The following is a 12,439-nucleotide window of genomic DNA, read 5'->3' as shown; positions in this document are numbered from 1 at the left end:
CCGTGGCCGGCCCGGACGACGGCGGCGCGCGGTCGCCGGGGCGTTCGTTCGGGTCGGTCGCGGCCGGCTACGCGGCCCAACGCCCGAGCTACCCGTCCGACGCCGTGGCCCACCTCCTCGGCCGGGGAGGAGGACCGCGGCAGGTGCTGGACGTCGGGGCGGGCACCGGACTCCTCACCGAGGTGGTGCTCGCTGCCGGCCACGAAGTCGTCGCGGTCGACCCCTCCCCGGAGATGCTCGCCCAGCTGACGGCCCGGCGGCCCGGGGTGCCTGCCCTGGCCGGCACCGCGGAGTCGGTGCCGCTCGCCGATGCCGCGGTCGACGCCGTCGTCGCCGGACAGGCCGCCCACTGGTTCGACGTCCTACCGGCCGCCCGCGAGTTCCGCCGCGTGCTGCGTCCCGGCGGGGTGCTGGGTCTGGTCTGGAACGGCCGCGACGAGAGCGTCCCGTGGGTGGCGGCACTCGGTGAGGTCCTGGCCGGTGAGGAGCGCGGCCATCCGGCGGACGCGGCGGTCGTCGACGCGTTCGCCGCGGCTCTGCGCGCCGACGTGGCGGTCGTGGAGTCGGGCATCGCCCAGCGGGTGTCCCCGGAGGACGTGGTGGGGGGTGTCGCCACGCGCAGCTACGTGGCGGTCATGGACGAGGTCACCCGCGGGGCCTTCCTCGACGGGGTCCGCGCCCTCCTCGCGGACCATCCGGACACCCGGGGCCGCGACGTCCTCGACCTGCCCTACCGGACGACGGCCTACCGCCTCACGCCCGGTTGAGGCCCGCGCGGGAGCCGACGGCGAACACCCGTCGGAAGGGGAGCACGGTGCTGCCGTCGGGGCGCCGCGGGTAGGCCGTGCGCAGCGCGGCGGCGTACTGCCCGGTGAACGCCGCCGCGGCCGCCTCGTCCAGTCGGGCGAGCACCGGCCGCAGCGCGGTGCTGCGCACCCACCCCAACACCGGGTCCTCCCCGGAGAGCACGTGCAGGTAGGTGGTCTCCCAGACGTCGGCGGACAGACCGGCGCCGGTGAGCACCTCGAGGTAGCCGGCCGGCTCGAGGACGGCCGACGGCGAGGGCGCCAGGTCGCCCAGCCGCTCCGCCCAGGCCGGGGACCGGCACAGCTCGGCCAGCAGGGCGTGGGTCGGCGCCCGGAAGTTGCCGGGGACCTGCACGGCCAGTACCCCGCCGGGTGCCAGCTGCTCCGCCCAGCGGCTCAGCAGCACGTCGTGGCCGGGCACCCAGTGCAGCACGGCATTGGAGACGAGCACGTCGACCGGCTCCCGCGGGAGCCAGTCCCGCACGTCGCCGAGCAGGAACTCCAGCCCCGGCCGGGACGGCGCCGCGGCGAGCATCTCGGGAGAGGAGTCGACGCCCGTGACGCGGGCCGCCGGCCAGCGGTCGGCCAGCAGCGTCGTGGTCGAGCCGTCCCCGCACCCGAGGTCGACCACCGTGCGGGGCGCGGTGACGTCGATCCGCTCCACCAGGTCGACGAAGGGGCGGGCGCGCTCGCCGGCGAACCGCAGGTAACGGGCGGGGTCCCAGGCGCCGGCCCGCCCGCTGCTCCCCACTCTGGGGAACCCTAGCCCTCCGGCGGGTGGACCCGATCCGACGCAGAGGCAACAGGGAGCTCTCCGGGTGGAAACCGGTCCGGATCGTCGGCGGTGGCCGGTACCGTGAGCCCGCTGGGGGGCCGGCCTCCGTCCCCCCTTCCCACGACCCCGGGAGCCGAGATCCAGTCCGACCCGACGCCTCCGGTGTCGCCGCGCGAGGAGCCGGCGACGCCGGACGAGCGGACCGCGCCGCCGCCCGACGGGCTGCCGTCGGCGAACACGCCGGTGCCCGCGGAGGCGGCGGTCCCGCTCGGTGAGGTCGACGCCGACCGGCCCGGTCCCTCGCCGAACGGCGCCGGCACCGAGCGCGACGGCGACGTCCCGCCGACGGACGGGATGGCGTCGGTGGGCCTGGTCGCCAAGCTGCGGGCCGTGCTGCGGGTGCGCGACTTCCGCAGGCTGTGGCTGTCGATGTCGCTGTCCAGCTTCGGCGACTGGCTGGGCCTGCTGGCGATCACCGCGACCGCGACGTCGCTGGTCGACGGGTTCGCGGCCTCGAACTTCGCCCTCGGAGCGGTCCTGCTGTTCCGCCTGCTGCCCACGATCGTGCTGGGCCCGCTCGCCGGCGCCTTCGCCGACCGGTTCGACCGGCGCAAGACGATGGTCGTCACCGACGTCCTGCGGTTCGGCTTCTTCGCCTCGATCCCCCTGGTCGACAACCTGGTCTGGCTGTTCGTCGCCCAGTTCCTCATCGAGGCGCTCAGCATGTTCTGGATCCCGGCCAAGGACGCCGCCGTCCCCAACATGCTGCGCAAGGACCAGTTGGAGCCGGCCAACCAGCTCTCCCTGGTCACCACCTACGGGCTGACGCCCGTGCTGGCCGCGATCGTGTTCGCCGCCCTGAACTCGACCGGCAGCAGCCTGCAGAAGGCGCTCCCGGCCGTCGACCAGGTCGACCTCGCGCTCTACGTGAACGCCCTGACCTTCCTCGTCGCCGCGATCGTGATCTGGCGGCTGCCCTCGATCAGCGGCCGGCGGGCGGCGGGGACCAGCGGCGAGCCGGAGAGCTTCCTCGGTTCGTTGCGGCACGGCTTCTCCTTCGCCGGCCACACCCCGCTCGTCCGCGGGCTGGTCGTGGGCATCACCGGGGCCTTCATGGCCGCCGGCGTGATCATCGCGACCGGCCAGGCCTACGCGAACGCGCTCGGGGGCGGCGAGGCCGCCTACGGGCTGCTGTTCGGCGCCGTGTTCATCGGGCTGGGCCTGGGGATCGCCCTGGGGCCCAGCGTGGCCCACGACCTCGCCCGCGAGCGCATCTTCGGCATCGCCATCGTCGGCGCCGGGATCATGGTCGTGCTGATGGCGTGGACGTTCACCCTCTGGGTCGCGTTGCTGCTGGTCGTCCTCATGGGGTTCTTCGCGGGCATCGCCTACCTGGCCGGCTTCACGCTGCTGGGCACCGAGGTGCAGGACGAGGTGCGCGGCCGCACCTTCGCGATCGTGCAGTCGCTGGTGCGGGCGGCGCTGATCCTGTCGCTGGCGGTCGTGCCGTTCGGGGTGGGCCTCATCGGGCGGCACTCGGTCGACCTCGGCGTTCTCACCGTCCCGGTCACCGGCGAGCGGATCATGCTGCTGGCAGCCGGGTTGCTGGCCGTGGGCGTCGGCGTGCTGGCCTACCGGCAGATGGACGACGGCCGGCCCGTCCCCCTGCTGGCCGACGTCGTCACCGCCCTGCGTCGCGACACCACGGCCCGCCGGCGGCTGGCCGGCGGTGGCGTCTTCATCGCCTTCGAGGGCGGCGAGGGCGCCGGCAAGTCCACCCAGGTGAAGCGGCTGCAGGAGTGGCTGACCAACGAGGGCCTGGTGGCCCGTACGACGTTCGAGCCGGGCGCGACTCCCTCGGGTGCGGGCATCCGGACGATCCTCCTGGACCGGGCGCACACGGCCATCTCGCCGCGTTCCGAGGCGCTGCTGTACGCCGCCGACCGCGCCCAGCACGTGCACGACGTCCTGCGGCCGGCGCTCGACTCCGGCGAGGTGGTGATCACCGACCGCTTCGTGGACAGCTCGCTGGCCTACCAGGGCGCGGGCCGGACGATCCCGCTCGACGACGTCCGGATGCTCTCCCGGTGGGCCACCGGCGGTCTGGAGCCCGACCTGACCATCCTGCTGGACCTGCCGCCGGAGACCGGGCTGGCCCGTGCCCGGGGGCGGTCGGTCGCCGACCGGATGGAGTCCGAGTCCCTGGAGTTCCACCAGCGGGTGCGGCAGACGTTCCGCGCGCTCGCCGAGAGCGATCCCGACCGCTACCTCGTGCTCGACGCCACGCGCGGGGCCGACGAGCTCGCCGCGGCCATCCGGGTGAGGGTCACCGACCTGCTCTCCGGTCTCCCGCTGCAGACGCTGCCGCAGCAGCCCGGCCGGCCCGCGGAGCCGTCGGCGCCGGTGCAGCGGCATCCGCACGCCCAGACCGGCGCGACCCCCCAGCTGCACCCATGAGCGTCGCGGCGGACGAGGGGGTGTGGGCGCGGGTCATCGGCCAGCCCGCGGTGGTGCAGGAGCTGCGCGCGGCGATCGACGACCCGGCCGCGATGACGCACGCCTGGCTGTTCACCGGACCACCCGGCTCGGGGCGCTCGGTCGCCGCCCGCGCGTTCGCGGCCGCGCTGCAGTGCCCCGAGGGCGGCGACGGCACCTGCCACGCCTGCCGGACGGTGCTCGCGGGGACGCACGCCGACGTCAAGGTCATCGTCCCGGACGGGCTCTCGATCGGCGTGAACGAGGCGCGCGAACTGGTCCGGGTGGCCGGCCGGTCGCCGTCCCAGGGCCGCTGGCAGATGATCATCGTCGAGGACGCCGACCGGATGAGCGAGTCCGCCTCCAACGCGGTGCTCAAGATGATCGAGGAGCCCCCGCCGCGCACCGTCGTGATGCTGTGCGCGCCGAGCCTGCACCCCGACGACGTCCCGGTCACCATCCGCTCGCGCTGCCGGGTCGTCGCGCTGCGGACGCCGACGGTCACCGCCATCGCCGACGTGCTGGCGCGCGACGGCGTCGACCCGGCACTGGCCGCCTGGTCGGCCGCCGCGTCGGGTGGTCACGTGGGCCGTGCCCGCCGGCTGGCGCGGGACGAGGAGGCGCGGCTGGCGCGCAAGGCGGTGCTCGACGTCCCGCTGCGGCTGGTGTCGCTGGCGGCCTGCATGGACGCCGCGGACGACCTGGTGGGCTCGGCGAAGGAGGAGACCGAGGCCGCCACCGAGGTCCTCGACGGCGCCGAGACGGACGCGCTGAAGAACAGCCTGGGCGTCGGCGCCCGAGGCCCTGGGGTCGTGGCGGCGAGCCGGGGGAGCGCCGGGCAGCTCAAGGAGCTGGAGCGCCGGCAGAAGTCGCGGGCCACCCGCATCGGCCGGGACTCCCTGGACCGCGCGCTGGTCGACCTCGCGGGGCTCTACCGCGACGCGATGGTGATCGCCTCGGCGCCCGAGGGGGAGCTGCCGCTCAACCACCCCGACCGCCGGGCCGACGCCGTCGAGCTGGCCCGCCGGCTGGGTGCCGAGGGGGCGCTGCGGCGGATCGACGCGATACTCGACTGCCGGACGGCGCTGGAGCAGAACGTGAAGCCGCAGATCGCGCTGGAGGCGCTGACCGTGGCGCTGCGACTGCCCGCCTGAGGACCTTTCCGCCCACCCGCCCCTGCGCCGGACGGCTACGGCGGTGCCGTACTCTGTGCGGGCACGTCCGCCGCCTTAGCTCAGTCGGTAGAGCATCTCACTCGTAATGAGAAGGTCGTCGGTTCGATTCCGACAGGCGGCTCTCCTCACCGCAGCGGGTCCGTCTTCCGGGACGGGCCCGCTGCGTCGTTCCGGGCCTCGTCCCGAGCCGTCGACCCGGGCGTCCCACGGCTCCGGGAACGCTGACGGCGGCCCACCTCGGAAGAGGTGAGCCGCCGTCGGTGCGCTCGGGGACCCGAAAGGGGCCGGGGACAGGGGTCAGTGGTAGTTCTGGTCCTTGGCGCGCTGCAGCGAGGCGACGATCTCCGCCTCGGCCTCTTCGCGGCCGACCCAGTTGGCGCCCTCGACCGACTTGCCCGGCTCGAGGTCCTTGTAGGTCTCGAAGAAGTGCTGGATCTCCAGGCGGTCGAACTCCGACACGTCGGTGAGGTCCCGGAGGTGCGACTGGCGCGGGTCCGTCGCCGGCACGGTGAGGACCTTGTCGTCCCCACCCGCCTCGTCGGTCATCCGGAACATGCCGATGGCCCGGACGGTGATCAGGCATCCGGGGAACGTCGGCTCCTCGAGCAGCACCAGGGCATCCAGCGGGTCGCCGTCCTGTCCCAAGGTGTTCTCGATGTAGCCGTAGTCCGCCGGGTAGCGGGTTGAGGTGAACAGCATCCGGTCCAGGCGGATGCGTCCAGTGGCATGGTCCAGCTCGTACTTGTTTCGCTGGCCCTTCGGGATTTCTACCGTCACGTCGAACTGCACGCGCATAGTCTGGCCCATGGTGGCCCCGCGTGTTCGGCGGAGGTCACCTTTTGGGGGGTGGGCACCATCGCGTCGAGCGGTTCGACGATCGTCACAGCCAAGACCGGACGTTTTCGTCGGCGCATCGCATTGGCAGCCATCGCCCTGGTTCTCGTGCTCGTCGGAGGCGGCGTCGCCCTCGCCGGAGGACTCGGCGACGGCGACGACGACACGGCGTCGGCGGAGACGGTCACCGTCCCTGACGCGGTCCTGCCCGACCTCGGCGACGCCACCCCCGTCCTCGCCTCGCTCGATTCTGCGGCCCCCGCACCCGACCCCGACGCGCTGGCCGCCGCCCTGGCCCCGCTGCTGCGGGCCCCTGGCCTCGGGTCCGGGGTGTCCGCGGAGGTCGTCGACGTCGAGACCGGCGAGGTGCTGCTCGACCAGGACGCCGACTCCCCGGCGGTCCCGGCGTCCACGGCCAAGCTCCTCACCGCGGCGGCCGCGCTCACCGCGCTGGACCCCGCGCAGACCCTGGCGACCACGGTCGTGGCCGGCAGCGCGCCCGGCGAGGTCGTCCTCGTCGGGGGCGGCGACCCCACGTTGTCGCGCACCTCGCCGTCGCAGACCTATCCCGGCGCCCCCACCGTGGCCGACCTCGCCGCGCAGGTCGTCGCCGCTCTCCCCGGAACCACGGTCACCCGCGTGGTCGTGGACAGCTCGCTGTTCACCGGCCCCCTGACCGCCCAGGGATGGGGACCGGCCGACGCGCCGTCGAGCTACGCCGCCCCGGTCACCGCCACGGCCGTGGACGGCGCCCGCGTGAGCTCCCGCTCGCAGGCCCGCAGCGGCCAGCCCGGCATCGACGCCGGCGTGGCCCTCGCCGACGCCCTCGGGGCGCCCGGCGCGACCGTGGTCCTCGGCGAGGCGCCCGAGGGGGCGGAGAAGCTGGCCGAGGTCCGGTCGGCGCCGATCGCCCGGCTGGTGGAGCAGGCGCTGTCGATGTCGGACAACGTCCTCGCCGAGGCGCTGGCCCGCCAGGTGGCGCTCAGCCGCGACCTGCCGGCCTCCTTCGAGGGCGCGGGGGAGGCGGTCGTCGGTGCGCTGGCCGACGCCGGCGTGGACACCAGCGGCGTCACGCTCGCCGACGGCAGCGGCCTGTCCCGGCTGGACCAGGTGCCCGCCGGCGTGCTCACCGAGATCGTGGCCGGGGCGGCGGACGGCTCCCTCCAGGGCGCCTCCGCGCTGCTCTCCGGCCTCCCGGTGGCCGGCTACGACGGCACCCTGTTCGACCGCGGGGACGCCGACACCGCCCCCGGTGTGGTCCGGGCCAAGACCGGGACGCTCCTGGGCGTGCACGCCCTCTCCGGCACCGCGGTGACCGCCGACGGCCGGCTGCTGGCCTTCGCCGTCATCGCCGACGAGTCCGGCAGCGAGGCCAGCGCCGAGGCCGCGCTCGACGGCGTCGCCGCCGCCCTCGCCGCCTGCGGCTGCTCCTGACAGAAGGACCCCGTCCCTCTCACCACTCGCAGCCTCGCGGCGAGCCTTCGGACGGGGCCGGCGGCCCCGGCTGCCGCGGGTACGGTGAGGCGATGAGCAGCGCCTCCTCGATGGTCGACTGGGACCTCGCCGGCCGCACCGCCCGCCGGCTCGCCGGCCCCGGCCCGCAGACCACCCGGGAGGACGCCGCCGCCGTGGTGCGCGAGCTGCACGAGGCCGCGGCCATCGCCGTCGCGCACGTCGAGGAGCTCACCGGGATGACCGCCGTCCCCGGTGGGCCGGTCCCGGAGGTCGCCGTCGTCGACCGCCCGGGCTGGGTCGACGCCAACGCACGCGGGATGGCCGCGCTGCTCGACCCCCTCGTCGACGCACTCGCCGAGCGGACCGGCAGCCGGCCGGGCGCGCTGGCCACGGCCATCGGCTCCCGCGCGACCGGCGTCCAGGCCGGCGGCGTCCTGGCGTTCCTCAGCTCCCGCGTCCTCGGCCAGTACGAGGTCTTCGGCACCGGCGGGCGCCTGCTGCTGGTCGCCCCGAACATCGTCGCCACCGAGCAGAAGCTGGGCGTCGACCCGTCGGACTTCCGGCTCTGGGTGTGCCTGCACGAGGTCACCCACCAGCTCCAGTTCACCGCCGTGCCCTGGCTGCGGCCCTACCTCGAGGCCCAGATTGCCGAATTCGTCGAGGCCACCGACCTGACCGCCGACGTCCTGCGCGAGCGGCTGCAGGACGTGCTCCGCAGCGTCGCCGGTGCCGTGCGCGGGGACGACGACGGGTCCGAGGGCCTCATGGCGCTGATCAAGGACCCCCGCCAGCGGGAGGTGCTGGACCGGGTGACCGCGGTGATGAGCCTGGTCGAGGGGCACGCCGAGTACGTGATGGACGGCGTCGGGCCGGACGTCGTGCCGTCGGTGCGCACCCTGCGCAAGCGGTTCGCCCAGCGCCGCAAGGGCCGCGGGCCGATCGACCGCGTCATGCGCCGCCTCCTCGGGCTGGAGCAGAAGATGAAGCAGTACGCCGACGGCCGGGTGTTCGTCGGCGGGGTGATCGACCGCGCCGGCATGGACGGCTTCAACCAGGTGTGGGCGAAGCCGGAGAACCTGCCGCTCATCGAGGAGCTCACCGCCCCGGAGCGCTGGGTCGAGCGGGTGCTCGGCCGGCCGGCCGTCCCCGCCTGAGCGTGGCCGGTCCCGATCCGGCGGTCGCGCAGGTCCGCAGCGCCGTGCGGCCGGGCCTGACCGGGGACGACCGGCCGGTGCTGGTGGCCTGCAGCGGGGGAGCGGACTCCCTCGCGCTCGCCGCAGCGGTCGCCTTCGAGGCACCGCGGGCGGGGGTCCGGGCCGGAGCCGTCACGGTGGACCACGGGCTGCAGCCGGGGTCGCCGGAGCAGGCCGAGCGGACGGCGGCGCTGCTGCGCGACCTCGGGCTCGCGCCGGTGCTCGTCGTCCAGGCGGTCGTCGGTGCCGACGGCGGACCCGAGGGCGCGGCCCGCGCAGCGCGGTACGCCGCCCTCTCCGGCGCCGCCGCCGGGCGCGGGGCGCGGATGGTCCTCGGGCACACCCTCGACGACCAGGCCGAGACGGTGCTGCTCGGCCTCGGCCGCGGGTCGGGACCGCGATCGGTGGCCGGCATGGTCGAGCACCGGCGGACCGGGAGCACCGACTGGTGGCGGCCCCTGCTGGGCGTCCGGCGGGCGACCACGCGCGCCGCCTGCGCCGCTCAGGGACTCCCCGTCTGGGACGACCCCTGGAACGACGACCCCGCCTACACGCGGGTGCGGCTGCGCACCGAGGTGCTGCCGCTGCTCGAGCAGGTGCTCGGCGGGGGAGTGGCGCCCGCGCTGGCCCGCACGGCCGCCCTGCTGCGCGCCGACCTCGACGCCCTCGACGACCTCGCCACCGGCCGGCTCGCCGCGCTGAGCTGCGACGACGGCCTGCCGGTGGCCCCGGTCGCCGAGCTCCCCGCCGCGCTGAGGACGAGGGTCCTGCGCGGATGGCTGCGCGACGCCGGGATCCCCGACCTGCAGGCGGTGCACCTGGACGCCGTCGACGCGCTGCTGGTGCGCTGGCGCGGGCAGGGCCGCGTGGACCTACCCGGCGGCGCGGGCGTCGTCCGGGCGTCTGGCACCCTGAAGCTGGTGCCCGTGCGCGACGGCGGCGGCCCTCCCCTGCACCACACGACCGCGAGGAGCCCGACGCGTGAGCGAGTCTGCGACCAGTTCCGGGGCACTGGGCCCTGACCACGGCTACGGACCCGACATCGACCACGTGCTCCTGAGCGAGGAGCAGATCCAGGCCAAGATCGGTGAGCTGGCCGCCCAGATCGCCAGCGACTACGCGGGCAAGGAAGTACTGCTGGTCGGCGTCCTCAAGGGCGCGGTGCTGTTCATGAGCGACTTCGCCCGGGCGCTGCAGCTCCCGACGCAGATGGAGTTCATGGCCGTCTCGTCCTACGGCTCGGCGACCAGCTCCTCCGGTGTCGTCCGCATCCTCAAGGACCTCGACCGCGACATCACCGACAAGCACGTGCTGGTGCTCGAGGACATCATCGACTCCGGCCTGACCCTGTCCTGGCTGCTGAAGAACCTCGGCGGCCGCCAGCCGGCCTCGCTCGAGGTGTGCGCCCTGCTGCGCAAGCCCGACGCGGTCAAGGTCGAGGTGCCCGTGAAGTACATCGGCTTCGACATCCCGAACGAGTTCGTCGTCGGCTACGGCCTCGACTACGCCGAGCGCTACCGCGACCTCCCCTACATCGCCACGCTCAAGCCCGAGGTGTACCAGTAGCGGTCGCCCTCCGGGCGCCACTCGTCAGGGCGGAAGCCCAGGGGATCCACAGGTGCCCCGGTGTACCGTCGGGTCCGACGACGCTGCGTAGAGCGCCGGGGGCCCTGCCCGGGTCGCAGGCAGTGTCACCGGACGATCAGGAGGGTCGACGGGCAGACCGGCTCCGCCGGTGCCCGGCATCGGTGTATGGAACGTAAGAAGTTCTACCGCTCCGTGTGGTTCTGGGTCGTCATCGTCGTCCTCCTGGCCCTCACGCTCTCCTCCCTGTTCCGCGGCGGCGGCAACCTCCAGGAGGTCTCCACCGCCACGGCGCTGACGCAGATCGAGGGCGGCAACGTCGAGTCGGCGACGCTCAACACCAAGGAGCAGACGCTCGATCTCGTCCTGCGCGACGAGGTCGACGACAGCTCCGAGGTGCAGGCCTCCTACCCGCTCGCGGTCGAGGACGACATCGTCGACCTGCTGCGCGAGAACGACACCGAGGACTTCGACACCAACGTCACCCAGGACAGCCTGCTGGTCAGCCTCCTGGTGAGCTTCCTCCCGTTCCTCATCCTGCTGCTGCTGCTGTTCTGGCTGTTCAACTCCATGCAGGGCGGCGGCCGCGGAGTCATGGCCTTCGGCAAGTCCAAGGCCAAGCAGGTCACCAAGGACACCCCGAAGACGACGTTCGCCGACGTCGCCGGCGCGGACGAGGCGATCGAGGAACTGCACGAGATCAAGGACTTCCTGCAGAACCCGGTCAAGTTCCAGGCCGTCGGCGCCAAGATCCCCAAGGGCGTGCTGCTGTTCGGCCCGCCCGGGACCGGCAAGACGCTGCTGGCCCGCGCCGTGGCCGGCGAGGCCGGCGTCCCGTTCTTCTCGATCTCCGGCTCGGACTTCGTCGAGATGTTCGTCGGTGTGGGTGCCAGCCGGGTCCGCGACCTGTTCAACCAGGCCAAGGAGAACGCCCCGGCGATCATCTTCGTCGACGAGATCGACGCCGTCGGCCGGCACCGCGGCGCCGGCATGGGCGGCGGCCACGACGAGCGCGAGCAGACCCTCAACCAGATGCTGGTCGAGATGGACGGCTTCGACGTCAAGGGCGGCGTCATCATGATCGCCGCGACGAACCGGCCCGACATCCTCGACCCGGCGCTGCTGCGCCCCGGCCGCTTCGACCGGCAGATCGCCGTCGACCGGCCCGACCTCCTCGGCCGCAAGGCGATCCTCTCGGTGCACGCCAAGGGCAAGCCGCTCGCACCCGACGTCGACCTGGAGACCGTCGCCCGCCGCACCCCCGGCTTCACCGGCGCGGATCTGGCGAACGTGCTCAACGAGGGCGCCCTGCTCACCGCGCGCAACAACGGCTCGCTGATCACCGACGCCGTGCTCGAGGAGGCGATCGACCGGGTCATCGCCGGCCCCGAGCGCAAGACGCGGGCGATGAGCGAGAAGGAGAAGAAGGTGACCGCCTACCACGAGGGCGGGCACGCTCTCGTGGCGCACGCGCTGCCGAACCTCGACCCGGTGCACAAGGTGACGATCCTGCCGCGTGGCCGGTCGCTCGGGCACACGCTCGTGCTGCCGACCGAGGACAAGTACACCCAGACCCGCTCCGAGATGATCGACACCCTCGCCTACGCCCTCGGTGGGCGCGCGGCCGAGGAGCTGGTCTTCCACGAGCCGACCACGGGTGCGGGCAACGACATCGAGAAGGCCACCTCCATGGCCCGGGCGATGGTCACCCAGTACGGGATGAGCGCCAAGCTCGGTGCGGTGAAGTACGGCAGCACCGACGCCGAGCCGTTCCTGGGCCGCGACATGGGCTCCCGGCCCGACTACTCCGAGGCCGTGGCCGCCGACATCGACGCGGAGATCCGCGCCCTGATCGAGGCCGCCCACGACGAGGCCTGGGAGATCCTGGTCGAGTACCGGCACGTCCTGGACCAGCTGGTCCTCGAGTTGATGGAGAAGGAGACGCTGTCCAAGGAGGACATGGCGCGGATCTGCGCGCCGGTCACCAAGCGTCCCTCCCTGGCGCCGTACAACGGCTTCGGCAAGCGCACGCCGTCGGACCAGCCGCCGGTCCTCACGCCCTCGGAGCGGGCCGGCCAGAACGGATCGGCCGGTGCCGACCCGACGCCGGTCGGGGACGTCGGCGCACCGGTCCAGCGGTGA

Annotated in this window: 10 protein-coding genes and 1 tRNA gene; 9 read left to right on the top strand and 2 right to left on the bottom strand. The window is 74.0% G+C overall.

All coding sequences use genetic code 11. The features are described from left to right. Positions 1 to 2: 2 nt before the first annotated feature. Positions 3 to 767, top strand: a complete 765-nt coding sequence (locus BLS70_RS11225) for a class I SAM-dependent methyltransferase (RefSeq protein ID WP_091767514.1) — start codon at positions 3 to 5, stop codon at positions 765 to 767. Here BLS70_RS11225 and BLS70_RS11220 read toward each other — a convergent pair. Beyond that, on the bottom strand, positions 754 to 1,557 hold the full coding sequence (locus tag BLS70_RS11220) for a trans-aconitate 2-methyltransferase (RefSeq protein ID WP_091767511.1): 804 nt from the start codon (positions 1,555 to 1,557) through the stop codon (positions 754 to 756). The genes BLS70_RS11225 and BLS70_RS11220 overlap by 14 nt on opposite strands. Before the next feature lie 105 nt (positions 1,558 to 1,662). Between BLS70_RS11220 and tmk the strand changes: the two genes are divergently transcribed. The 3 genes from tmk to BLS70_RS11205 all read left to right on the top strand — a co-directional run bounded on the left by tmk (position 1,663) and on the right by BLS70_RS11205 (position 5,352). Beyond that, positions 1,663 to 4,038: a dTMP kinase gene (gene tmk, locus BLS70_RS11215; protein WP_255362403.1), complete on the top strand. Its 2,376-nt coding sequence runs from the start codon at positions 1,663 to 1,665 to the stop codon at positions 4,036 to 4,038. Next, entirely contained in the window at positions 4,035 to 5,210 is a 1,176-nt protein-coding gene (locus BLS70_RS11210; protein ID WP_091767508.1) for a DNA polymerase III subunit delta', read from the top strand. The genes tmk and BLS70_RS11210 overlap by 4 nt, the downstream gene beginning before the upstream one ends. Positions 5,211 to 5,279: 69 nt before the next feature. Then, positions 5,280 to 5,352, top strand: a tRNA-Thr gene (locus BLS70_RS11205). Positions 5,353 to 5,528: 176 nt separating this feature from the next. Here the strand turns inward: BLS70_RS11205 and BLS70_RS11200 are convergent. Beyond that, complete coding sequence (locus BLS70_RS11200; protein ID WP_304457105.1) at positions 5,529 to 6,026, bottom strand: inorganic diphosphatase; 498 nt, start codon at positions 6,024 to 6,026, stop codon at positions 5,529 to 5,531. 147 nt (positions 6,027 to 6,173) lie between these two features. Between BLS70_RS11200 and dacB the strand changes: the two genes are divergently transcribed. The 5 genes from dacB to ftsH all read left to right on the top strand — a co-directional run bounded on the left by dacB (position 6,174) and on the right by ftsH (position 12,439). After that, positions 6,174 to 7,499: a D-alanyl-D-alanine carboxypeptidase/D-alanyl-D-alanine endopeptidase gene (gene dacB / locus BLS70_RS11195; protein WP_255362402.1), complete on the top strand. Its 1,326-nt coding sequence runs from the start codon at positions 6,174 to 6,176 to the stop codon at positions 7,497 to 7,499. A 92-nt stretch (positions 7,500 to 7,591) separates the two neighbouring features. Beyond that, positions 7,592 to 8,674 (top strand): zinc-dependent metalloprotease, encoded by a 1,083-nt coding sequence (locus BLS70_RS11190; protein WP_091767502.1) that lies wholly within the window; start codon positions 7,592 to 7,594, stop codon positions 8,672 to 8,674. A gap of 2 nt (positions 8,675 to 8,676) precedes the next feature. Continuing rightward, complete coding sequence (tilS, locus tag BLS70_RS11185) at positions 8,677 to 9,735, top strand: tRNA lysidine(34) synthetase TilS (RefSeq protein WP_091767500.1); 1,059 nt, start codon at positions 8,677 to 8,679, stop codon at positions 9,733 to 9,735. Beyond that, positions 9,695 to 10,279: a hypoxanthine phosphoribosyltransferase gene (gene hpt / locus BLS70_RS11180; RefSeq protein ID WP_176946369.1), complete on the top strand. Its 585-nt coding sequence runs from the start codon at positions 9,695 to 9,697 to the stop codon at positions 10,277 to 10,279. The genes tilS and hpt overlap by 41 nt, the downstream gene beginning before the upstream one ends. Positions 10,280 to 10,465: 186 nt before the next feature. Next, positions 10,466 to 12,439, top strand: coding sequence for an ATP-dependent zinc metalloprotease FtsH (gene ftsH, locus BLS70_RS11175; RefSeq protein ID WP_091767498.1), 1,974 nt, complete (start codon positions 10,466 to 10,468; stop codon positions 12,437 to 12,439).

This window comes from Blastococcus aurantiacus (genome assembly GCF_900102425.1).
GTDB classification, from domain to species: Bacteria; Actinomycetota; Actinomycetes; order Mycobacteriales; family Geodermatophilaceae; genus Blastococcus; species Blastococcus aurantiacus.
Note: the sequence above shows the minus strand (reverse complement) of the source record. Positions and strands in the feature narration are given on the sequence as shown.

Excerpts from the sequence above, each read along its gene's own strand:
- BLS70_RS11190 (WP_091767502.1), top strand. The coding sequence starts at position 7,592 with ATGAGCAGCGCCTCCTCGATGGTCGACTGGGACCTCGCCGGCCGCACC.
- ftsH (WP_091767498.1), top strand. The coding sequence starts at position 10,466 with ATGGAACGTAAGAAGTTCTACCGCTCCGTGTGGTTCTGGGTCGTCATC.
- BLS70_RS11210 (WP_091767508.1), top strand. The coding sequence starts at position 4,035 with ATGAGCGTCGCGGCGGACGAGGGGGTGTGGGCGCGGGTCATCGGCCAG.
- BLS70_RS11200 (WP_304457105.1), bottom strand. The coding sequence starts at position 6,026 with ATGCGCGTGCAGTTCGACGTGACGGTAGAAATCCCGAAGGGCCAGCGA.